This window comes from Lysinibacillus louembei (assembly GCF_033880585.1).
GTDB lineage: Bacteria > Bacillota > Bacilli > Bacillales_A > Planococcaceae > Metasolibacillus > Metasolibacillus louembei.
This window is the reverse complement of the sequence record NZ_CP137624.1, coordinates 15,764-37,233: the sequence shown is the minus strand read 5'-3', so window position 1 is coordinate 37,233 and position 21,470 is coordinate 15,764. Positions and strand designations below refer to the sequence as shown.

The window sequence follows — 21,470 nt, the reverse complement described above, 5'->3', positions numbered from 1 at the left end:
GGTGACAAATATGGCATTTAATTTCCGTTTACCAGACATTGGGGAAGGAATTCATGAAGGCGAGATCGTTAAGTGGTTCGTAAAAGCTGGCGATCAAGTAAAAGAAGACGATATTTTATGTGAAGTACAAAATGATAAAGCAGTCGTTGAAATTCCATCTCCAGTCGAAGGTACTGTAGAAGAAGTATTAGTAGCAGAAGGTGTAGTAGCAGTTGTAGGCGATGTATTAATTCGCTTCGATGCACCAGGCTACGAAGATTTAAAATTAAAAGGTGACGACCATGCTGCCGAAGCTACAACAGAGGCACAAGTACAAGCAACAGCAGAAGCTGGTCAACCAGTAGAAAAGGCACCTGTTGAAGAAACAGCAAAAGTAGAGGATAATAAACGTATTATTGCGATGCCATCAGTGCGCAAATATGCACGTGAAAAAGGCGTAGACATCCATGCTGTTGTAGGCTCTGGCAAAAACGGCCGCGTATTGAAAGAGGATATCGAGAAATTCTTAGCAGGTGGACAAGAGGTTGTTGCTGAATCAGCACAAGCACAAGTAGAAGAAGTAGCAGTAGAAGCTACTACTGAAGCTTCACAAGCTGCACCAGTCGTATTAGAGGGCGATTTCCCAGAAACACGCGAGAAAATGTCAGGTATTCGCAAGGCAATTGCTAAAGCGATGGTACATTCAAAACAAACAGCACCGCACGTTACATTAATGGATGAAGTAGATGTAACAGCACTTGTTGCACATCGTAAAAAATTCAAAGATATGGCGGCAGAAAAAGGTGTGAAATTAACATACTTACCATATGTAGTAAAAGCGTTAATTGCCACATTGCGTGAATTCCCAGAATTCAACCGTTCGCTTGACGATACGACACAAGAAGTCATTCAAAAGCATTACTATAATATCGGTATTGCGGCGGATACAGAGAAAGGCTTGCTTGTACCAGTTATCAAGCATGCAGATCGCAAATCATTATTCGCTATTTCAAACTCAATTAATGATTTAGCTGTAAAAGCACGTGAAGGTAAATTAGCACCACAAGAAATGAAAGGTGCTTCAATGTCAATTACGAATATCGGCTCTGCTGGTGGACAATGGTTTACACCAGTAATCAACCATCCAGAGGTTGCAATTCTAGGAATTGGACGTATTACAGAAAAACCTGTAATAAAAAATGGTGAAATTGTAGCTGCACCTGTGTTAGCATTATCATTGAGCTTTGACCATCGCATGATTGATGGAGCCACTGGGCAAAATGCATTAAATTACTTAAAGCGTTTGCTAAGTGAGCCAGACTTATTATTAATGGAGGCGTAAAATAATGGTAGTAGGAGATTTCCCAATCGAATTAGACACTCTAGTCGTAGGAGCAGGCCCTGGTGGATATGTAGCAGCAATTCGCGCAGCACAAACAGGTCAAAAAGTGACAATCGTAGAAAAAGGTAACTTAGGTGGTGTATGCTTAAATGTTGGCTGTATCCCATCAAAAGCTTTAATTTCTGTAGGTCACCGTTTTGAGCAAGCAAAACATTCTGATGATATGGGTATCCTAGCAACAGATGTGAAGCTTGACTGGGCAAAAGCCCAAGCTTTCAAAGATGGTGTTGTAAAGAAATTAGTTGGCGGTGTTGAAGGCTTACTAAAAGGTAATAAAGTAGACATCGTAAAAGGTGAAGCATATTTTGTTGATGCGAACACTGTTCGTGTAATCAATGAAGATTCTGCTCAAACTTACACATTTAAAAACGCAATTTTAGCGACTGGTTCTCGTCCAATCGAGATTCCAACATTTAAATTTACGAAGCGTGTAATTAATTCTACAGGTGCACTTTCTTTACCAGAAGTACCTGAAAAATTAATTGTTATCGGTGGTGGTTACATCGGTACTGAGTTAGGTTCATCTTATGCAAACCTTGGTACACAAGTAACAATTATCGAAGGCGGAAAAGACATTTTAGCTGGTTTCGAAAAGCAAATGACACAAATCGTGAAAAAAGGCTTAAAGAAAAAAGGCGTTGAAGTAGTAGTTGGCGCATCAGCTAAAGGTGTAGAAGAAAGCGACACAGGCGTTGTTGTAACATATGAAGTGGGCGGAGAAGAAAAAACGGTTGAAGCTGACTACGTATTAGTAACAGTAGGTCGCCGTCCAAACACGGATGAAATGGGTCTTGAAGAAATCGGCATCAAATTCGGTGAACGTGGTTTAATCGACGTTGACAAGCAATGCCGTACTTCATTACCAAACATTTATGCAATCGGAGATATCGTGCCAGGCTTCCAGCTTGCACATAAAGCTTCTTACGAAGGTAAAATTGCTGCTGAAGCAATCGCTGGTGAGCATTCTGTAGTAGACTACTTAGCAATTCCTGCTGTATGCTTCACAGATCCAGAGCTTGCAACAGTTGGTTACTCAGAAGAGCAAGCAAAAGCAGAAGGTTTAGAAGTAACTGCTGCTAAATTCCCATTCGCTGCTAACGGTCGTGCTTTAGCGTTAAATGCAACAGAAGGCTTCGTGAAGCTTGTTGCGCGCAAAGAAGATGGCTTATTAGTAGGCGCTCAAATCGTTGGTGCGGGTGCATCTGATATGATCGCTGAAATGGGTCTTGCAATCGAAGCTGGTATGACAGCAGAAGATATCGCATTAACAATTCACGCTCACCCAACATTAGGTGAAATTACAATGGAAGCTGCTGAAGTATTACTAGGCAACCCAATCCATATCGTAACGAAATAATATAAAAAAAGTCCTTTGCTAATTTTGGCAAAGGATTTTTTTTATGCTTTTAAATTGTTATAATTGCTAGTATATTATGACAACAGATGTGAGGCATTTATGAAACAACAAACGATGCAAGCTAAAATGTTTAGATACAATGTGCTTTTTATTATTTTTATAACCGTCGCTACAGGTATATCTTTTTATTTCACCTTATCACAAGCAATTGAAAGAGAAATTGGATTAAAAGCTTTAAGTATTGCACAAACAACAGCAAAAAGAGCAGATATTATTGCAGGCTTTCACGCACAAAATCCGAGTGAGGTGTTGCAGCCAATTGCTGAAGAAATTAGACAATTGACAAATTCCGAATATGTTGTAATTGGCGATGTCAATGGTATACGTTATGCACATCCTATTGTAGAGCGTATTGGTCAATCAATGGTAGGAGATGATAATGAAAGAGCACTGCTGCAAGGCGAAGCCTATATATCAGAGGCTACAGGCTCATTGGGACCTGCTATAAGAGGAAAGGCTCCTGTTTTTGATGAAGCAGGCAATATTATCGGTGTTATTTCAGTTGGCTTTTTAAAAACAAAAATGAGCGCCGTTTTTTGGCAATATGCTGATAATATATTGTTTATTATTTTACTAGGTATTCTTTTTGGTGTCATTGCAACAAGTATGCTATCACGTAAAATAAAAAAAGAGCTGCTCGATTATGAGCCTATTGAAATTGCCACATTATTAAAGCAGCGCAATGCTTTAATTGAATCTGTACGTGAAGGCATTATTATGATTGACGATAAAGGCTGTATCACGATGGTGAACCATGCCGCACATGAAACATTATCCTTGCCTGAAACTGTCCCACTTGTTGGCAGAAAAATTGATGATATTTTACCAAATACGCACTTATTAGAAGTATTATCAACAGGAGAAAAGCAGCTGGATCGTTCTATGGAGATAAGAGGGAAAATGGCGGTTGTAAATCGCGTGCCAATTTGGAGCGGTGAACAGGTTGTTGGGGCAGTAGCGAGCTTTCGTTTACAGTCAGAAATTGATCAGCTTGCAATGGAGCTGTCACAAGTTAAAAAATATACGGAGGCATTGCGTGCACAAACACATGAGTACAATAATTTTTTGTATACAATATCTGGGCTTGTACAGCTACAAAGCTATGAAGAGGTATTAGATTTAATCCATAGTGAGCGTGCTGAGCAGGATAATTTAATACAATTTCTGTCTAAAAGGTTAAAGGACCCTTTTTTAAGCGGGATATTGATTGGATTTTTTAATCGAGCAAAGGAATTAAAGGTGAAGCTTATTCTAGATGAGGATAGTAGCTTAGCAGTTTTACCGAACTATCTTCAAAAGCATTTATTTGTCTCTGTTTTTGGTAATTTGATGACAAATGCGTTTGAAGCAGTAGAGCACTTAGCAGAAGATGAACGCATTGTACGTGTGCTTATTTATGATAATGGTCAAGAGATTATTATTGAAGTAGAAGATAGCGGAGAGGGGCTTAGTGAAGAAGTAAATGAAGCTTTATTTACAAAGCGTGTGACAACAAAATCGTATTTAACAGAGCGCCGTGGCTATGGTCTATTAAAGGTATACGAAAATGTGCAGGAGCTAGGCGGTGTCATTTATACAGAAAAAGGGGATTTAGGTGGGGCATTATTTATTATAGTGATTCAAAAGCAAGAGGGGGAGTAGGGAGTGAATAAGGCTGTTGAAGTATTAATTGTGGAGGATGATGTTCGAATTGCTCATATTCATCGTAAATTTATTGAGCGTATAGAAGGCTTTGATATTATTGGGATTGCACATAGTGCAGAGGAGTCCTTTGATTGGATTGAATCATTTCAGCCAGATTTAGTTTTATTGGATGTGTATTTTCCAGATAAATTAGGAATAGATATATTAGTATTCATTAAGGAAAAAAGCCCGAATACAGATGTGATTTTTATTACGGCTGCAGCGGAAACAGAAATTTTAAAAAAAGCATTTCGCGGCGGTGTAGTAGATTATATTTTAAAGCCATTAACATTTGAACGCTTTAAACAAAGCTTAGAAGCTTATTTGGAAAAGCGAGTGTTGTTAGAGCAAAAGGATAAATTAACTGAATATGAAATTGAAGCAATTTGGCGTTATTCTTCTGGGCAAGTAGCCGTTAGCAGTTTAACACCAAAGGGAATTGATCCATTAACAAAAGATAAAATTGTCGAGCATTTAAAAACAAGCACAGAAGGAATTAGTGCAGAGGAGCTCGGCAAACAGCTAGGTATTAGTCGCTCTACTGCAAGGCGCTATTTAGAATATTTAGTTACAGAAAGCATTGTCGTAACTGAATTATTATATGGTACAGTAGGGCGACCTGAGCGTCGTTATTTGATTGCAACAAAATGAGAGCTGTTAGAAAAGCAAAGGCTTTTCTGACAGCTCTTTGTCGTTTTACAATCTGTGAACATTATGAACAGAATATGTATTAATAAACAATTTAGAACTAATAGTCGTAATATTGTGAAATGTATACGCTTTCAATTAAGGTGTATATAGATTCATAATAATAGTTTTAAGGGGGATTAATTATGTGGAGAAAGCTTAGTGGTTTAGGGGCTGCGCTTGTCTTAAGTTTAGGATTAGCTGCATGTGGTGATTCAGGTGGCTCTAAAAATTCAGGGGAAAACTATCCAACAAGCAATATTACAATCGTTGCACCATCAGGGGCTGGTGGCGGTTGGGATTTAACGGCTCGATCAATTGTTAAAATTATGTCTGAAACAAAATTGGTGGACAAAGCGATTACTGTAGAAAATAAAGCGGGTGGCGGCGGTGCTGTATTTATGGCGCAGTATGCCACAAAAGAAGCAAATAACGATTATATGCTAATGACAAAATCACCACCAATTTTAATTAATAATTTAAAAGCAGAGGGCAATAGCCCATACGGCTACAAAGATACAACACCGTTAGCACAATTAACGCGCGATTATGGTGCAATTGTTGTCGGTAAAGATTCACCATTTAATACATTAACAGATTTATTAGAAGCTATTAAAGCAGATCCACAAGCTGTAACATTAGCAGGCGGTTCTGCACCAGGTTCGATGGATCATTTAGTAGCAGTATTACCAGCATACAAATACGGCATTGACCCAAAAACAGTGAAATATGTATCGTATGATGGTGGTGGTGAAGCGATTGCAGCATTGCTAGGTAACAATGCTGATGCGATTGCAACAGATGCTTCGACGATTGGTTCATATCTTCGTTCTGGTGATGTAAAAGTATTAGCAGTTAGCTCGACAGAACGTTTAACAGGCGATTTAGCGGATGTACCAACATTTGCTGAAGCTGGTGTCGATGCAGAATTTACAATTTGGCGTGGACTGTTCGGACCGAAAAATATGTCAGATGGTGCAAAGGCATATTGGGAAGAGAAGCTAGCCGAAATGGTAGAAACGGATGAATGGAAAGCGGAGTTAGAGCGTAATGGCTGGGCGGCAGAATATCGCAATGCAGCAGATTTCACTAAATTTTTAGAAGAGCAAGAAGTGGTCATTGGTGATTTACTAAAAGCCTTAGATATGCATAAATAATATGCGCAGGGGCGACTGAATAGCAGGTCGCTCCTTTCTTAATAGGAGGTGTAAGCATGAAATTTGATAAAATCGCAGTGGTTGTTTTTTTAGCAATTGGTATTTTATTTATTGTAGGGAGCTTAAATATTTCAAATAATGCATATGGCTCGACTGTAGGGCCAAAAACTTTTCCATTAATTTTAGGTATTATTTTAGCTATTTTAAGTTTGCGTTTATTGTATGAAGCTTTTACAGCGAAAGTAAAAGAAGGCAATACGGAAAAGGAAAAATTGAACTATAGTAAGTTTGCTATTATTTTTGGGGCAGCACTTGGCTATGCCTTTTTCTTAGAAATTATCGGCTATGTTGTGGCGACATTTTTATTTTTAGTCATTGCCTTCCAAACGATGGAACGCGGAAAAATTATTTATACATTGATTATATCAGCAGTATTTTCCTTCGGTGTTTATTTATTTTATGTCAATTTACTTGGGGGAGCGTTACCGAAGTTCCCACTATTTTCGTGAAAGGAGTGTAGCTAATGGGCACATTACAATATTTAATGGATGGCTTTGCGATAGCTTTTCAGTGGCATAATATTTTATTTGCTTTAGTCGGCGTAGTCATTGGAACAGCAGTCGGTGTGTTACCAGGGATTGGACCGATGAGTGGTGTCGCTTTATTAATTCCAGTAACTGCTACTTTAACAGCAGGAATGCCATTAGAATCGGCAGCAGCTAGCTCCATCATTTTATTAGCAGGTGTTTACTATGGAGCAATGTATGGTGGCTCAACGACATCGATATTATTAAATACGCCAGGAGAATCCTCTTCTGTTGTGACAGCATTAGATGGTTATCAAATGGCACAGCAAGGGCGTGCAGGATCGGCATTGTCGATTGCTGCAATTGGTTCATTCGTTGCAGGGATTGTGGCGTTACTAGGTTTAGTTATTTTAGCACAGCCTTTGTCAAAGGTTGCATTGAAATTTGGTCCAGCTGAATATTTTTCATTAATGCTACTTGGTTTAGCTGCTGTCAGTGGCTTAGCAGGAAAGTCGATGACGAAAGCATTAATTATGACAGTTGCAGGGTTAATGTTAGGTACAATTGGGATTGATGCAGTATCAGGAATCGCCCGTTTTACATTTAATCAGCCTGTTTTATTTGGTGGCTTAGAGTTTTTAACGATTGCCGTAGGTTTATTTGCTTTAGGTGAAGTGATTAAAACAGTTTTAGAGAAGGATACAGCTGATGAGCCTGTTGCAAAAATTAACCGTGTATTGCCAACAAAGCAAGATTTAAAGGAAAGTGCAATGCCAATTACACGTGGCTCTTTACTAGGCTTCTTTATTGGGGTATTACCTGGTGCAGGAGCAACACTTGCTTCATTCTTCTCCTATATCACGGAGAAAAAGGTAAGCAAAAATCCTGATTCTTTCGGAAAAGGGAATATTGCGGGTGTGGCAGGACCCGAGTCTGCTAACAATGCAGCATCTGGTGGAGCGATGATTCCTTTATTAACATTAGGTATCCCTGGCTCAGGAACAACAGCTATTTTAATGGGTGCATTAATTATGTACAATGTGCAGCCAGGTCCACTATTATTTGAAGATCATCCAAATGTAGCATGGGGCTTAATTGCAAGTATGTTTATCGGCAACTTAATGTTACTTGTATTAAATATGCCGTTGATTCGTGTATTTGCAAAAATTATTCAAACACCGAAAAAATACTTATTACCAATCATTGTAGCTATTTCTTTTTTTGGTGTATACGCAGTACAATATACAACATTCGATTTATATTTATTGCTAGGCTGTGGTGTGCTAGGTTACATATTATCAAAGCATGACTATCCAGTAGCACCGCTTGTACTAGCATTAGTATTAGGACCAATGATTGAAAACAATATGCGTCGTGCTTTAACAATTTCAAATGGTGACTGGAGCATCTTTGTCACAAAGCCCCTATCACTAGTATTTTTAATTGTTGCGATTTTATGGTTAGCAGTACCATTATTATTAAAATTCTCAGGACGTAAAGTGATTGTAAATGAAGAGGATTAAGATTAGGTGTCAGGCACGCACACAATTATGATGACAAAGACTTGAAAACGCTTATGTTTTCAAGTTTTTTTGTGTGGGTGCCAGGCACACACACAATTTACACACAATTCATCGTAAAGTTCCAATAGGTGAAATATTTACGGAATTTTCATATAATTATAGATGAATTAACTAGATAGGGGGCAATTATGGATGGAGCTAGGTTTAACAGGGAAAGTAGCAATCATTACAGGAGGAAGTAAAGGAATTGGCTATTATACAGCATTGCAGCTTGCACAAGAGGGGGCATCTGTTGTGTTATGTGCGCGTGGTGAAAAGCAGCTGGAGGTTGCTGCTGCGGCGATTAAAGAAAAAACAGGTGCACAGGTGTTAATCGTGCCCGCTGATATAACAAAGGAAAAGGAATGTCAGAAAGTTGTGACGAAAGCAGTTGAGCATTTCGGACGACTTGATATTTTAGTGAACAATGCAGGGACAGCATCTGCTAATCCATTTGAGCAAGTGGGCAGCGAGCTATGGCAAAGCGATTTAGATTTAAAATTATTTGGTGCAGTGAATAGCTCAAAAGCAGCAATTCCACATATGAAGGCAGCAGGTGGTGGCTCGATTATTAATGTCACGGCTGTATTAGCAAAAACGCCACCTGCATCCTCATTGCCAACAACAGTTAGCCGTGCGGCAGGTCTTGCTTTAACAAAGGCAATGAGCAAGGATTTAGGAAAATATAATATTCGTGTCAATGCAGTATGCATCGGGCTTATCCGCAGTGATCAAATTGAAAAGCGCTGGAAAAATGATGAACCTAACTTAACATGGGAGGAATATTCGCAAAAAGTGGGTGAAACGATTCCTTTAGGGCGAATTGGTAACACTGAGGAAGCCGCAAATGTTATTACATTTTTAGCTTCAAATGCATCTTCATATGTAACAGGTACTTCAATAAATATTGATGGTGGTTCTGGTGGGGCTTTATAGCACCACCTTTTCTTTTCAGCCCTTGTAGACATATTATTTCGGAGAGCGTACAATATGTGGGAAGAAAAGAGGTCTTTGTTATGCAAATTATACGAACAATTGCTCAAATTGGTATACTAACAATTTATTATTACCTAGGTGTTGTCATTGTGAATTTAACAGGTATTTTTATTCCTGCAAGCATTGTAGGGCTTATTTTATTATGGCTATCGCTCTACTTCAAATTAATAAAAGTACAATATATTCAAGATGGGGCAACATTTTTCCTAGCCTTTTTAACATTATTTTTTATTCCATCAACAATTGGTGTAGTCGATCATCCAGAGCTGTTGTCAAAGGCGGGTTTATACTTAATTTTAGCCGTTATTGTTAGCACGCTTTTCACAATTGCATTGACAGGTAAATGGAGTCAGTGGATTGAGAAAAAGGAAGCAGCCGCAAAGGATGGTGAGCAATGATATGCAAGCAATTTTAGCCATTTTTAGTACAGTCGGTTTATTTTTAATTTATCAAAGACTTTATGCAAAATGGAGCAAGCCTTACATGCTACCAATTTTGACAACAGCAATTACACTTGTTGCTGTGCTATTAATATTTAAAATTCCATATTCTACATATATGGAAGGCGGACAATGGATTCATAAAATGCTAGGGCCTGCTGTTGTAGCACTTGCATACCCATTGTATAACCAACGTAAGCTTGTTTTTCAATATAAATATTCTATACTTTCAAGCTTGCTTGTAGCGATGCTATCAGGGCTAGTTAGCGTTTTTTTATTGTTGAAAGGCTTTAAAGCATCACATGCATTTCTATTAACAGCATTACCAAAATCATTAACAACACCGATTGCCATGCAAGTGAGCGAAACAATTGGTGGTATTGTGCCATTGTCTGCATTGCTTGTCATGATTGCAGGCTTTACTGGTGCGTTGTTAGGTCCTATCATTTTTAAATTAGCAAAAATTGATACAGCAATTAGCCGAGGTGTTTCACTTGGTAGTGCCTCACATGGTGTTGGGGTATCGAAATTGACAGAGTATGGGGAAAAGGATATATCAATTGGCTCATTAGCAATGGGCTTAAGCGCAGTGTTAGGAGCATTTATTTGTCCATTGTTTGCGCTTGTTTTTTTATAGTATTTCCGAGGAAATAAAGGGGGATTTTTTGTGAAATGGGAAACACGTATTACACAGCTTTTAAATATTGAATACCCAATCATTCAAGGAGGACTTGCCTACTTAGCATATGCAGATTTAGCAGCAGCTGTATCGAATGCAGGAGGGCTTGGGCAAATTACTGCAATGAGCTTGGCAACTCCTGATGATTTACGCAGGGAAATTGAAAAGGTTCGCACATTAACAAATAAACCTTTTGGTGTTAATTATGCAATCGGTCAACATGGGAAAGACTATGAGGAGATGGTGAGGGTTGCAGCTGAAATGGAAGTACCTGTTGTGACAATAACAGGTGGCAATCCAGCACCAATTTTTGATTTGCTAAAGGATGCACCATGTAAAAAGCTTGTTCTTGTAGCGGCACGACGCCAAGCACAAAAGGCGGAGGAGCTAGGAGCAGACGCTGTGATGGTTGTTGGACAGGAAGGTGGTGGACATTTAGGACGTGATGATGTTGGTACAATGGTGTTGGTACCACAAGTAGTTGACCATGTTTCTATTCCAGTAATTGCATCAGGTGGTATTGGAGATGGACGTGGCTGGATGGCAGCACACGCTCTTGGTGCAGAGGGCATCGAAATGGGCACACGTTTTATTGCAACAAAGGAATGTGTACATGCCTCCAATGCTTATAAAGAAGCACTTTTACACAGTGCAGAATATGATACAACCGTTATTAAACGTTCGATTGGCGCACCAGCTCGTGCATTGCGCAATGAATTTACAGAACGTATTTTACAAGTAGAAAGCGAAACACCAACATATGAAGCATTGAAAGATTTGATTAGTGGCAAGGCAAATCAACGCTTTATTTATGATGGTGAAAGTGCATCAGGCTTCGGTTGGGCGGGACAAGTAGCAGGCTTAATCCAAGATGTGCCCACAGTTGCAGAGCTAATTGAGCGTATGGTTGCACAGGCCACTGCGATTCGTGTAAAATGGAGCGAATAATGAAAAGGTAGGTACGTGAAATGGAATATTCTTATCCACTATCAACAGATTGGACAACAGAGGAAATGGTCGATGTCGTACATTTTTTTGAGGTTGTCGAGGCTGCCTATGAAAAAGGCATTAAACGTGAGGAAGTAATGGCAAAATATCGTCGTTTCAAGGAAGTTGTTCCTTCACAGGCGGAGGAAAAAACGATTTTCCGTGATTTCGAAAAAGCAAGTGGCTATGTCAGCTATAAAGTAGTCAAAGAAGCAAAAGAATCCGCAGACGGTGTGATTATTCGCATCAAATAAGTGCATACTAATAACGATTTCACTTTTGTACAGAGGAGGCGGAACAAATGAGCAAGAAGGACGAGCTAGACCCGAAATCTCAAAAAATCCACCAGAACTGGACGAGAAACAAGCAGCAAAAATCTCAAGTAAATGGTGAAACGGAGGTAACACTCCACAACCAAATGCTGAGAACTGCTGCCAAATCGAAACAGCTCTAGCTAAAGTGAATGAAGCCTCCGCAAGCGAGAAATCGTTGCGGAGGCTTTTTTTGTGGGTATAAAGACCTAATTCGCCCAATGGAGCGTGAAAATCGCCCAACCAAATGTGAAATTCGCTCATAACAACGAAAAATAGCAGAGCTTACTGTGAGCTCTGCTGTTTTAAGAGGCATTAAACATTTAAAATAACCTAACATTAATACATAATGAAAAGGTGTCTGAAAAGTGGTGCACTAGCCTACTTTTTAGACACCTTCTTTCTTGCTCAATGAAAATTACTTCACCATTAGGAGGGAAAGCATTTGGTCTTTAATATTCAGAAAATACTGACTAGAATAAAGATGTGTAAGCGATTTCAAGTATGGGTATTCATGGGGGTGATGAGATGATGTTGAGCGAAAGAGAGCTGAAGATTGCGATTAAGCTTCTCGAAGCAAAGTTACCTATGAAAACAAAGGATTTATCGCAGGACTTCGCCGTTAGTACAAGAACAATTAAGTATGATCTTGAGCATGTGAAGGAATGGTTTCAGCGTCAGCAAATCACCGTACACGCTCAGCCGAATAAGGGAATATGGGTAACTTGTGATGATTGCATGCGTAAGACAGCGTTACAGCAATTGCTTGGTGATGAGAGATGGAGGCAAAGTCCAGATCAAAATGTTAGACTACAGCGAATTTTAGTGACGATGTTTTTAAGTCAGGATTATGTGACAGCAAATGCTTTAGCTGAAAATTTACAAGTAAGTCGCAATACGATTTTAAGCGATATGAATTTTGTCAGTGAGTATGTGGAGCCATGGATGATACAGCTGGAGCGAATGAAGCGTAAAGGCTATCGATTCATAGGTGCAGAGCTGAATATGCGACTATTTATGGAGCACCTTATTTACGCGAATTTAACAAACTATGAGATTTATCAAATTATGACACGAATTACGACAGATGAAGGGGAGTCGGAGCAGCAATTTTTAATGGATGCAACGCTGCTTTCGATGTTCAAAATAGCAGAGCGGCATTTAAAAAAATTATATACACCAGCTATTGCACAGCTATTCCACCAATCTGATTTAATTTTGCTATTAATCCGTCTGACAATTTCTATTGTGCGCTTGGAGAAAGGGCAAACAATTGATGGCTACCGAGTTCTCAATAAAAGCTTGTACACGGATGATGCCTCCTTATTCATGCTAACGTTGATGGAAAATGTTTTGACGGAGCTAGAGCTGCCGTTATTACATAATGAATTTTTATACTTATCAGGTGATATTGCAAAAGATGCGAGAGGTATTGATTTAACGATTGTAACGAATCAGGTTATTCAATATGTGAGTGAAAAGGAAGGAATGGACTATAGCAAGGACCCCAAATTATTTAATCGTTTATTTGCACATTTATCCTTACGCTTAAATAAAGGGGTATTTAATGTATCAGAAGTAAACCCTTTTGCAGATGAAATAAAAGCGGATTATCCTAGATTGTTTAAAAACATTACAGAAGCCTGCCAAATTCATCTCGGTTTATCTGCCGTTATTAATCATGATGCCTTTATTTCATTAATTGCACTGCATTTTTTAAGCTCCTATGAAAATACTTTTGCGACGAAACGTAAAGTACGAGGCTTATATGTTTGTGCTACAGGCGGGGGAGTTGCACGATTAATTAAAACGAGAGTGGAGAAGGAAATTCACGATATTGAAATTGTTGGCTACTGCTCCATTATGGAAGTGGAAGAATTATGTAAGCGAGAGCAAGTCGATTTAATTATTAGTGTTTTTCCGATTCAATCAACTATTCCTGTCATTGTTGTGGAGGCAATTCCAACGAAGCGTGATATTGAAATGATTCGAGAGCATGTCAAGCCACTTCTAAAGGATGGCTACTCCTATCAACCGAGCTTGCCACATCATAACGCGCGATTAGCAAATGAGGAGTCTGAGCAAGTAAGTCTAGAAATTATGCTGAAAGGCTTTGAAATATTTCATGAAATATCAATGGTATTTCAAAAGGATATTCGAGAAGAACGCAAACAAGGGCTGCAATTTCATATTTTTTTAATGGTCCATCGCAGTTATTTTGATAAGCAATATGATGATTTTCTTTATACGAATCAATCGCTGTCAGAAAAGCAACAAGGGGATATAGAAACATTAAAGAAAATTCTTGAGCAACTACAAGTGAGCGTTCAAAGAGCTGAGCTGATGGCACTTTTACAATATTTAAAATAGGAGGTGGACATATGAGTAGTTACACAATTATTCAAAATGGCTTTGTCATTGATCCTGAGAAAAGTGGGATTGAGCAAAAGGAAATAGGTATTATTGATGGCAAATTGGCAGATAGCAAAGATGTGCTTGCACAAGGCCCAAATATTGAGTATATCGATGCAGAGGGAGCATGTATCGCACCGGGCTTTATTGATTTACATGTTCATGTTTTCAAGGATGCTACAACATTAGGCATTGCAGCAGATTTAGTAGGAATTATGCAGGGAGTAACGACAATTGTTGATGCAGGAAGCTCAGGCTATGCGAATTATCAGCTACTAAAGGAGACAGTTATTGAGCAAAGTGAAACAGAGGTTTTAGCTTTTTTGAATATTGCAAAGGATGGCTTAGGTGCTGGGCTATCAGAGCTAGCTGACCCTAAAAGCTTAATGAGCATAGAGGAAGCGAAGGAAATATTCGCTAATGAGCCACAAATTGTTGGGTTGAAGGCGAGAATGAGCGGCTCGGTTGTCAAGGAGCAAGGTATTGCCCCATTGGAGCATGCGCGGCAATTAGCGGATGCCTTGCAGAAGCCGATTATGGTGCATATCGGGAATCCACCACCTTATTTAAATGAAGTGTTTCCTTTATTAGAGCAAGGCGATGTTGTCACACATGCCTTTCATGGTAAAAAGAATGGCATTTTAAATGAGGAAGGCTATTTGCTAGATTCGGCAGCAGAGGCATTACAGCGCGGTGTGTTATTTGATGTTGGACATGGTACATCAAGCTTTAGCTATCAAACATTGCGTAAGTTTAAGGAAAATTATACAGAGCCATTTTCAATTAGCACGGATATTTATTTGAATAATTATGATAATCCAGTAGGGAGCTTAATGCTGACAATGACGAAGCTTTTAGAATTAGGCTTTACGCTAGAAGAGGTCGTCCGAGCTGTGACGATTCGTGCAGCACAGGCAATCAGTTTAACAGAGCAAGGGACGCTGAGGCATGGTACAAGAGCAGATTTAACGCTTTTCACATTGCAGGATAAGGTAACAAATCTTGTCGACTCAGAGGGAGTCGTTTTAGTCGCAAATCGTGTGCTACAGCCGAAAATGACAGTAAGAAATGGAAGAGTGGTGTTTCGTCAATGACAGCATTAGAGATGGAGAAAATTATTGAAAGAAGTGGCGATGTAGAAAGGTGCCATCAACTATTAGCAGAGACAAAGGAGATTATAGCACAAGAAGGGGTCAGCATGAATGAAACACAATGGCTGTCATTAGCTTCCCATTTATCAGCGATGCTTTATCGCTCTATTCACAATGAGCCAATTCAACCATTAGATAGCGCGATGTTTAGCGAGGTTTCGCCACAGTCGATTGAGCTTGCAGCAACTGTTTGTAAGCTATTACCGAACTTACATGCAGATGAAAAATATTTATTATCTATTCATTTTGAAGCAGCAAAATTAAACAATTAGGAGGAATATAAAATGAGTCAAGTTGTTGTTGTTATTGGAGATCGTTTAGGAAAAGGACAAAATGTAGCAAAAGGTGTAGAGGCAGCTGGTGGCAAGGCGATTGTCATTGCAGGCATGGGGGCAGATATGCGCTTAGGGGATGTGATGCAGGCTGAAAATGCAGATATCGGGATTTCCTTCTGTGGAAGTGGTGGGGCAGGTGCAATTACTGCACAAACGAAGTATGGCTATCCATGTCATTATGGCATGCGCTCTATCGATGAAGGAATTACAGCTTTACGTGAAGGAAAACGCGTATTAGGCTTTGGTTTTATGGATGTGGAGGAATTAGGTAAGCGAATTACCGAGGAATATATCAAAATCAAAGGATGATGTAGGATGAAAAAAACGTTTCAAGCAAAGGTACAAGTCGAAGGTGTTGGGCAATCGAAGGAGCTAGCGATCAATACAGCGCTAGGAAGCATTCAAAAAAAGATTATGTCGAGCTATAAAGGCTTAATTCTTAGAATCGAGCCACTTGATGTGTCGATTATTGAAGCGAAAGAGACTGCCTATACAGAACGCTTCTTCCTATTCTTTTTCCCAAGACAACGCAGTAAATATAAAGTTGTCTTAGAGGTGGAGGTCAATGTTTTTCTACTAGATGCAGAGGAAATCGTCTTTGATAAAACAGATGTACCTAACAATATGCGCAATATGTTATTAGGGAATCAAGCAAATAAATAGGGGGTGGTTGTATGGAGTTAGTTGAAATTATTATTAAGTCCATTATTATCGGAGCGCTCGTTGGCTTCGGTGTAGGGGCGGGGGCTGCAAGGATGTTCCATGCACCGAAAGTACAAGGGATGGGTGCTTTTCGGACACTAGGTGAGTTAAATGCCTGTGCAGGGGATGCAGCTTCACACTTTTCATTCGGTCTAGGCTTCTTCTTCAATGCTTGGGCATCATCTGTAGGTGCAGGGGCATTCACACAGGACGTAGACCATCGTATTATTCCAAACTGGGCAGCGGCTGTATTAATGAGAAAAGGCAAACGTCCAGAAGATACATTGCATAATCCGAAGAAGATGGCGATTGCAGGAGCTGTAATTGGCGTGCTAGTTGTGACATTCCTGAACTCGACAGCATCAGCAATTCCAGAATCTTTACAGGCAATTGCCATTAAGGTACTTGTACCGGCAGCTAATTTGTTAATTAATCCTGTAATGCCAGTTATTTTTTGGCTAGCTGCATTAGACGCAGGAAAGCGCTCTGGTTTATGGGGTACGATTTTTGGAGGTGCGGCACATTTAATTATGGGCAATGCTGTACCAGGGATAGTACTAGGGATTTTAATTGGTAAAGGTGTAGATGACAGCGGTTGGTCGAAAGTAACGAAAACATTGTTAACATCAGTTATTTTATTATTTGTTTTAAGCGCATTTTTCCGAGGCTTCGATATTCAAATAATTAGAAGCTTTAATTTAGAAGCACCGAACTGGTTAATTGATTTACACAAACTAATTGGATTTGAGGTGAAGTAGTGTATGACGAATCAACAAGAAACAACAACGGAAACGTTGTATAATAAAAACTTTTGGTACGCAGATTGGTCGTTTCCTATTTTTGTAGCGCTTCTATCAGCAGGGATTTTTGCTGGTACACATATGTATTATCAATATCATATTGGAGCTTTCAATGATGTAGCAATTGTAGCGATGCTAGAGGCAGGGCTTCAAGGAGCGGGCTATGGCGCTGCGGCTGCATTTGGTGCAAGCTTTTTATTCGCTCGTATTTTAGAAGGCTCGTTAGTTGGAATTTTAGATATTGGTGGTTCCTTGCAAACAGGTATTGGCATTGGTGTACCTGCATTGTTATTAGGTGCAGGCATTACAGCACCGCTTGAATCATTTGTTTTATCTTTAGTAACAGGAGGCGTTTTAGGGATTGTCATCGGTTATGTCATTATTGGTATTCGTAAGTTTACAGTAGGGCAATCCAACTCTACTTTTGGTGCAGACATTATGATGGGAGCAGGTAATGCGTCAGGCCGTTTCTTAGGACCGCTGATTGTTATTTCAGCAGCAAGTGCTTCCATTCCAATCGGCATTGGCTCGATTATTGGCGCAGCAATTTTCTATGCATGGAAGAAGCCTGTAGCAGGTGGTGCGATTCTTGGTGCAATGTTATTCGGCGCCTTCTTCCCAATTTCACTTGATTGAGGTGTATGACATGGGTATTTTTAAAGAGCTAGGCTTGCGTGAAATTATTAATGCAAGCGGTAAAATGACGGCACTTGGCGCATCAGCAGTAACAGATGAGATTGCACAAGCCTTAAAGGACGCTGCGCAAGATTATGTAGATATTGATGAATTGATGGAGTATACAGGCAAAGTAATTGCTGAAAGCACAGGTGCTGAGGATGGCTGTCCAACATGTGGTGCAGCAGCAGGTATTGCTATTTCAACAGCAGCAGTTATCACAGGTAAAAATTTATCCTTGATTGAACGCATCCCAAATACAACAGGGTTACGCAATGAAATCATCGTACAAAAAGGACAGATTGTTCACTTCGGTGCAAGCATCGGGCAAATGATTCAAATTGGCGGTGGGCAAGTTGTCGAAGTAGGGCAAGCGAACAAAGTGGAGAAAGAGCATATTGAACAAGCAATTACTGACAAAACAGCCGCATTGTTATATGTGAAATCCCACCATGCTGTACAAAAGGGCATGCAGTCGATTGAAGCAATGATGGACGTTGCACAGCGTCATGGGCTACCATTTATCATTGACGCAGCAGCAGAGGAAGATTTTCAAAAATATATTGCAATGGGTGCAGACATTGTCGTTTATAGCGGTGGGAAAGCATTAGAAGGGCCGACATCTGGCTTGATTTGTGGGAAAAAAGAATTAATGGAAGCATGTCGTATGCAGTACAAAGGCGTTGGTCGCCCAATGAAGGTCGGGAAAGAGGCAATGGCTGGTTTAATTACAGCATTGCGCCAATATCCGCTTCGCACATCAAATGGGGAGCAACAAATTGCACGTATGACGCATTTATGTAATCGACTTGAAGCGATTGAAGGTCTAGCTTGCTCCATTAAGCAAGATGAGGCAGGAAGAGAAATTTATCGTGCGCAAATTCAAGTGGATGAACAGAAGACAGGCATTTCGGCGGAAAAGCTGCTGCATTTACTGGAAGCAGGCAACCCAGCCATTTATTTACGCCATCATTATGTCAATATTGGTATTTTATCTGTAGACCCACGCCCTCTACTAGAGGGGCAGGAGAATATCATTGCTGACGAAATTATTCGAATTGTAGCGGGGAGATGAGCAAATTGAATTTGCAGCATAAAGTTATTTTTAATGTATTAGCAAAGGATGTAGACAACGCAAAGGAATTAACAGCAGTAGCAGGAGAACGTGTATTAGTTGGTGTGATGGTAAAGGATTTCCCAACAGAGGAGGCGGCTATTCAGCAAGTGCAATCCTTCAAAGAAAATGGAGTATTGGTTTCCGTTGGATTAGGTGCGGCTGATCCTGCAATGTGGAAAAAAGTAGCGGATGTATCTACTGCTACAAAGCCTGACCACATTAATCAAATTTTTCCTGCGGCAGGCTATACGCTTGGACGTATGGAGCCACTTACAGAACAACCTATTGTTAATGCTGTGATTGAACCAACTGGTACAGCTGGTAAAGTATATATATCGACAGGACCAATTAGCTCAGCGAATCGTGAGGCTGTTTCTTGTGAGATGGCTGCCAATATGCTCGCAGAAATCGGTGTACATTCAGTGAAGTTCTATCCAATTGAAGGGGAAAAAAGATTGGATGAGGTTGCTGCAATGGCACAGGCTGCTGCAAAGGCAGGCTTGAAGATCTTCGAGCCAACAGGAGGAATTACAGTAGAAAACGTTCATGCCATTGTAAAAGCATGCTTAGACAATGGGGCAGAAACGGTTATCCCACATCTTTATACATCTTTGATTGATAAGGAGACAGGGAAAACAGAGGTTGAGAAAATTCAACAATTACTTGCAATGCAATGGGATTAATCTTAACAAACATACTAACTATTAGCAGGGCTACTTATTATAAGAGAAAATGGCTGGTAGGAAATGCTTTCCTATCAGTCATTTTCTTTAAACTCTAGTAAAATCCATTAACTTTAAATAAATCTACAAAATTTTGTGCTGTTTTAGATAAATAGTGATTTTTCAACCAAATCAGGCCAATGGATGAAGTGAGAGAGCTACTAGTAATTTTGTAAGTATAAATTTTATTTAACTGATGCTGCTTCAACACAGTTTCAGGCACAATGGCTGTGCCAAAATGTGCTGCCACTAACTGAAGCAACAGTGTAATATCAGAACATTCGCTAATAATTGTTGGTTGAATTTGTTGGCGAGAAAATGCCTCCCAAATTAAATAATGTAAGCCTAGTCCTTCTGTGCTTGGTAAAATAAGTGTCTCATTTTGAATATCCGATAAGGAGATTTCTTTATTTGGAAAAGCTCGTTTTTCGGCTGTGATAAAGTAAAAAGGCTCTGTATAAAGATGGCTAACTGAAAAATCCTCAAGCTCTAATGGTAGCCGAATAAAGGCAAGCTCAACATGGCGTTGGCGTACAAGCTGACATAAATGAGCGGATTCATTTTGTTGAATCTTATATGTCACATTTGGATAGAGCTGCTTAAATTGCTGTAGTACGTCACTCAATTTTGAAACGGACAATGTATTAACACCTACTTTCAAAGTGCCATTGTTACCATTTCCAATTTCTTTAACCTCTACTTGTGCCTCCTCCATTAACTGTGTCATTTGCAAGGCATATTTATATAATGTCTTTCCTGCCTCAGTTACTTCAAAAAAACGCCCACTACGCTCGATTAATTTTGCACCAAGCTCCTCCTCCATTGCCTTTAAATGCTGACTCAATGGCGGCTGTGATATATGAAGCCTTTCAGCAGCAGCAGAGATTTGTTGCTCCTCTACAATCGCAATGAAGTAACGTAACTGTCGAATATCCATTGTCTATTTCTCCCTTTATATAGCTAAAAGTTAAGTGAAATAAATTTTTTTAATATTTTTCATATAGTTCATTCCATGCTAGCATATTTACTAAGAAAAATAAAAGGAGGTTATAGCCATTATTCGGGCATGTGTGATAGTGCTGTTATCATTGTTAATAATGACAGCATGTCAACAAATTGAAGAAAAGCAGGGGGAGACAATGGAACAGCAATTCATTCAATACGCAGCACAAGGGGATATGGAACGTGTTTTAACGTTATTGGAAACAGATATCGATATTAATAGTATAGATTCAAACGGAACAACTGCTGCTATGGCGGCGACATATAATAATCAAGTAGAAATGGTAAGGCTATTAATTGAGCATGGCGCAAATATTAATATTCGTGATAAACAATTAAATAATGTTCTATTATACGCTGGAGCATCAGGGTATTTGCCGATTGTCAAGCTAGCACTTGCAGCAGGAGCAGATACAACGCTTACGAATCGCTTTGGTGGTATTGCTATTATTCCAGCGGCTGAACGTGGACATGTTGAGGTTGTTAAGGAGCTGCTTGAAAATAGCGATACGAATGTTAATCATATTAATAATTTACACTGGACAGCATTAATGGAAGCCGTAATTCTTGGAGATGGTGGTAAGCGTCACCAGCAAATCGTTCAATTGCTAATTGAGCATGGTGCAGACATCGAGATTGCGGATGCGCAAGGTATCACACCGCTAGAGCATGCACGTAAGCTTGGCTTTACAGAAATAGAAAAAATATTAGCAGCAGGAGAGTGAGA

The 21,470-nt window shown here is 39.6% G+C and carries 24 protein-coding genes; 23 read left to right on the top strand and 1 reads right to left on the bottom strand.

The genetic code is table 11. The annotated features are described in order from the left end of the window. The first annotated feature begins 10 nt into the window (after nucleotides 1-10). The 22 genes from R6U77_RS00225 to R6U77_RS00120 all read left to right on the top strand — a co-directional run bounded on the left by R6U77_RS00225 (nucleotide 11) and on the right by R6U77_RS00120 (nucleotide 19,702). Nucleotides 11-1,321: a dihydrolipoamide acetyltransferase family protein gene (locus tag R6U77_RS00225; protein WP_319836952.1), complete on the top strand. Its 1,311-nt coding sequence runs from the start codon at nucleotides 11-13 to the stop codon at nucleotides 1,319-1,321. Nucleotides 1,322-1,325: 4 nt separating this feature from the next. Continuing rightward, nucleotides 1,326-2,738: a dihydrolipoyl dehydrogenase gene (lpdA, locus tag R6U77_RS00220; protein WP_293922429.1), complete on the top strand. Its 1,413-nt coding sequence runs from the start codon at nucleotides 1,326-1,328 to the stop codon at nucleotides 2,736-2,738. 99 nt (nucleotides 2,739-2,837) lie between these two features. Continuing rightward, nucleotides 2,838-4,439, top strand: coding sequence for a sensor histidine kinase (locus R6U77_RS00215; RefSeq protein WP_319836951.1), 1,602 nt, complete (start codon nucleotides 2,838-2,840; stop codon nucleotides 4,437-4,439). 3 nt (nucleotides 4,440-4,442) lie between these two features. Next, a complete protein-coding gene (locus R6U77_RS00210) occupies nucleotides 4,443-5,132 on the top strand; it encodes a response regulator (RefSeq protein WP_319836950.1) in 690 nt (229 codons plus the stop codon). A 182-nt stretch (nucleotides 5,133-5,314) separates the two neighbouring features. Further along, nucleotides 5,315-6,325, top strand: coding sequence for a Bug family tripartite tricarboxylate transporter substrate binding protein (locus tag R6U77_RS00205; RefSeq protein WP_319836949.1), 1,011 nt, complete (start codon nucleotides 5,315-5,317; stop codon nucleotides 6,323-6,325). A 56-nt stretch (nucleotides 6,326-6,381) separates the two neighbouring features. Further along, nucleotides 6,382-6,834 carry a tripartite tricarboxylate transporter TctB family protein gene (locus tag R6U77_RS00200; RefSeq protein ID WP_319836948.1) on the top strand — a complete coding sequence of 151 codons (453 nt, stop codon included), beginning with the start codon at nucleotides 6,382-6,384 and terminating at the stop codon, nucleotides 6,832-6,834. A gap of 14 nt (nucleotides 6,835-6,848) precedes the next feature. Continuing rightward, nucleotides 6,849-8,375, top strand: coding sequence for a tripartite tricarboxylate transporter permease (locus R6U77_RS00195; protein ID WP_319836947.1), 1,527 nt, complete (start codon nucleotides 6,849-6,851; stop codon nucleotides 8,373-8,375). A 192-nt stretch (nucleotides 8,376-8,567) separates the two neighbouring features. Next, entirely contained in the window at nucleotides 8,568-9,350 is a 783-nt protein-coding gene (locus R6U77_RS00190) for an SDR family NAD(P)-dependent oxidoreductase (protein WP_319836946.1), read from the top strand. A gap of 80 nt (nucleotides 9,351-9,430) precedes the next feature. After that, the gene (locus R6U77_RS00185) at nucleotides 9,431-9,808 is read left to right on the top strand and encodes a CidA/LrgA family protein (protein ID WP_319836945.1); all 378 of its coding nucleotides are present in this window, start codon (nucleotides 9,431-9,433) and stop codon (nucleotides 9,806-9,808) included. A gap of 1 nt (nucleotide 9,809) precedes the next feature. Then, on the top strand, nucleotides 9,810-10,487 hold the full coding sequence (locus R6U77_RS00180; protein WP_319836944.1) for an LrgB family protein: 678 nt from the start codon (nucleotides 9,810-9,812) through the stop codon (nucleotides 10,485-10,487). A 30-nt stretch (nucleotides 10,488-10,517) separates the two neighbouring features. Continuing rightward, on the top strand, nucleotides 10,518-11,477 hold the full coding sequence (locus R6U77_RS00175; protein ID WP_319836943.1) for an NAD(P)H-dependent flavin oxidoreductase: 960 nt from the start codon (nucleotides 10,518-10,520) through the stop codon (nucleotides 11,475-11,477). 20 nt (nucleotides 11,478-11,497) lie between these two features. Then, nucleotides 11,498-11,770 carry a UPF0223 family protein gene (locus R6U77_RS00170; protein ID WP_319836942.1) on the top strand — a complete coding sequence of 91 codons (273 nt, stop codon included), beginning with the start codon at nucleotides 11,498-11,500 and terminating at the stop codon, nucleotides 11,768-11,770. 47 nt (nucleotides 11,771-11,817) lie between these two features. Further along, the gene (locus R6U77_RS00165) at nucleotides 11,818-11,970 is read left to right on the top strand and encodes a YpzG family protein (RefSeq protein WP_066169608.1); all 153 of its coding nucleotides are present in this window, start codon (nucleotides 11,818-11,820) and stop codon (nucleotides 11,968-11,970) included. Between the two features lie 385 nt (nucleotides 11,971-12,355). Further along, a complete protein-coding gene (locus R6U77_RS00160) occupies nucleotides 12,356-14,197 on the top strand; it encodes a BglG family transcription antiterminator (RefSeq protein WP_319836941.1) in 1,842 nt (613 codons plus the stop codon). An 11-nt stretch (nucleotides 14,198-14,208) separates the two neighbouring features. Next, nucleotides 14,209-15,333, top strand: coding sequence for an amidohydrolase/deacetylase family metallohydrolase (locus R6U77_RS00155; protein ID WP_319836940.1), 1,125 nt, complete (start codon nucleotides 14,209-14,211; stop codon nucleotides 15,331-15,333). Beyond that, a complete protein-coding gene (locus R6U77_RS00150; RefSeq protein ID WP_319836939.1) occupies nucleotides 15,330-15,662 on the top strand; it encodes a PRD domain-containing protein in 333 nt (110 codons plus the stop codon). The genes R6U77_RS00155 and R6U77_RS00150 overlap by 4 nt, the downstream gene beginning before the upstream one ends. 12 nt (nucleotides 15,663-15,674) lie before the next feature. Then, the gene (locus R6U77_RS00145; RefSeq protein WP_319836938.1) at nucleotides 15,675-16,034 is read left to right on the top strand and encodes a glycine-rich SFCGS family protein; all 360 of its coding nucleotides are present in this window, start codon (nucleotides 15,675-15,677) and stop codon (nucleotides 16,032-16,034) included. A gap of 6 nt (nucleotides 16,035-16,040) precedes the next feature. Further along, the gene (locus R6U77_RS00140) at nucleotides 16,041-16,388 is read left to right on the top strand and encodes a DUF4312 family protein (RefSeq protein WP_319836937.1); all 348 of its coding nucleotides are present in this window, start codon (nucleotides 16,041-16,043) and stop codon (nucleotides 16,386-16,388) included. A gap of 11 nt (nucleotides 16,389-16,399) precedes the next feature. After that, complete coding sequence (locus tag R6U77_RS00135) at nucleotides 16,400-17,185, top strand: DUF4311 domain-containing protein (RefSeq protein WP_319836936.1); 786 nt, start codon at nucleotides 16,400-16,402, stop codon at nucleotides 17,183-17,185. 3 nt (nucleotides 17,186-17,188) lie between these two features. Next, nucleotides 17,189-17,863: a DUF4310 family protein gene (locus tag R6U77_RS00130; protein WP_319836935.1), complete on the top strand. Its 675-nt coding sequence runs from the start codon at nucleotides 17,189-17,191 to the stop codon at nucleotides 17,861-17,863. A 10-nt stretch (nucleotides 17,864-17,873) separates the two neighbouring features. After that, complete coding sequence (locus tag R6U77_RS00125) at nucleotides 17,874-18,977, top strand: DgaE family pyridoxal phosphate-dependent ammonia lyase (protein ID WP_319836934.1); 1,104 nt, start codon at nucleotides 17,874-17,876, stop codon at nucleotides 18,975-18,977. Between the two features lie 5 nt (nucleotides 18,978-18,982). Continuing rightward, complete coding sequence (locus R6U77_RS00120; protein ID WP_319836933.1) at nucleotides 18,983-19,702, top strand: KDGP aldolase; 720 nt, start codon at nucleotides 18,983-18,985, stop codon at nucleotides 19,700-19,702. A 94-nt stretch (nucleotides 19,703-19,796) separates the two neighbouring features. On the opposite strand, the gene R6U77_RS00115 is transcribed toward R6U77_RS00120, so the two are convergent. Next, nucleotides 19,797-20,678 carry a LysR family transcriptional regulator gene (locus R6U77_RS00115; protein ID WP_319836932.1) on the bottom strand — a complete coding sequence of 294 codons (882 nt, stop codon included), beginning with the start codon at nucleotides 20,676-20,678 and terminating at the stop codon, nucleotides 19,797-19,799. A 202-nt stretch (nucleotides 20,679-20,880) separates the two neighbouring features. Here R6U77_RS00115 and R6U77_RS00110 point away from each other — a divergent pair, with 202 nt between their 5' ends. Beyond that, the gene (locus R6U77_RS00110) at nucleotides 20,881-21,468 is read left to right on the top strand and encodes an ankyrin repeat domain-containing protein (RefSeq protein WP_319836931.1); all 588 of its coding nucleotides are present in this window, start codon (nucleotides 20,881-20,883) and stop codon (nucleotides 21,466-21,468) included. The last annotated feature ends 2 nt before the right edge of the window (nucleotides 21,469-21,470 follow it).

Bases quoted from the DNA above. Each gene is read 5' to 3' on its own strand.
- R6U77_RS00225 (WP_319836952.1), top strand. From the start codon at position 11: ATGGCATTTAATTTCCGTTTACCAGACATTGGGGAAGGAATTCATGAA.
- lpdA (WP_293922429.1), top strand. From the start codon at position 1,326: ATGGTAGTAGGAGATTTCCCAATCGAATTAGACACTCTAGTCGTAGGA.
- R6U77_RS00215 (WP_319836951.1), top strand. From the start codon at position 2,838: ATGAAACAACAAACGATGCAAGCTAAAATGTTTAGATACAATGTGCTT.
- R6U77_RS00205 (WP_319836949.1), top strand. From the start codon at position 5,315: ATGTGGAGAAAGCTTAGTGGTTTAGGGGCTGCGCTTGTCTTAAGTTTA.
- R6U77_RS00200 (WP_319836948.1), top strand. From the start codon at position 6,382: ATGAAATTTGATAAAATCGCAGTGGTTGTTTTTTTAGCAATTGGTATT.
- R6U77_RS00195 (WP_319836947.1), top strand. From the start codon at position 6,849: ATGGGCACATTACAATATTTAATGGATGGCTTTGCGATAGCTTTTCAG.
- R6U77_RS00190 (WP_319836946.1), top strand. From the start codon at position 8,568: ATGGAGCTAGGTTTAACAGGGAAAGTAGCAATCATTACAGGAGGAAGT.
- R6U77_RS00185 (WP_319836945.1), top strand. From the start codon at position 9,431: ATGCAAATTATACGAACAATTGCTCAAATTGGTATACTAACAATTTAT.
- R6U77_RS00180 (WP_319836944.1), top strand. From the start codon at position 9,810: ATGCAAGCAATTTTAGCCATTTTTAGTACAGTCGGTTTATTTTTAATT.
- R6U77_RS00170 (WP_319836942.1), top strand. From the start codon at position 11,498: ATGGAATATTCTTATCCACTATCAACAGATTGGACAACAGAGGAAATG.
- R6U77_RS00165 (WP_066169608.1), top strand. From the start codon at position 11,818: ATGAGCAAGAAGGACGAGCTAGACCCGAAATCTCAAAAAATCCACCAG.
- R6U77_RS00160 (WP_319836941.1), top strand. From the start codon at position 12,356: ATGATGTTGAGCGAAAGAGAGCTGAAGATTGCGATTAAGCTTCTCGAA.
- R6U77_RS00155 (WP_319836940.1), top strand. From the start codon at position 14,209: ATGAGTAGTTACACAATTATTCAAAATGGCTTTGTCATTGATCCTGAG.
- R6U77_RS00150 (WP_319836939.1), top strand. From the start codon at position 15,330: ATGACAGCATTAGAGATGGAGAAAATTATTGAAAGAAGTGGCGATGTA.
- R6U77_RS00145 (WP_319836938.1), top strand. From the start codon at position 15,675: ATGAGTCAAGTTGTTGTTGTTATTGGAGATCGTTTAGGAAAAGGACAA.
- R6U77_RS00140 (WP_319836937.1), top strand. From the start codon at position 16,041: ATGAAAAAAACGTTTCAAGCAAAGGTACAAGTCGAAGGTGTTGGGCAA.
- R6U77_RS00135 (WP_319836936.1), top strand. From the start codon at position 16,400: ATGGAGTTAGTTGAAATTATTATTAAGTCCATTATTATCGGAGCGCTC.
- R6U77_RS00130 (WP_319836935.1), top strand. From the start codon at position 17,189: ATGACGAATCAACAAGAAACAACAACGGAAACGTTGTATAATAAAAAC.
- R6U77_RS00125 (WP_319836934.1), top strand. From the start codon at position 17,874: ATGGGTATTTTTAAAGAGCTAGGCTTGCGTGAAATTATTAATGCAAGC.
- R6U77_RS00115 (WP_319836932.1), bottom strand. From the start codon at position 20,678: ATGGATATTCGACAGTTACGTTACTTCATTGCGATTGTAGAGGAGCAA.
- R6U77_RS00110 (WP_319836931.1), top strand. From the start codon at position 20,881: ATGGAACAGCAATTCATTCAATACGCAGCACAAGGGGATATGGAACGT.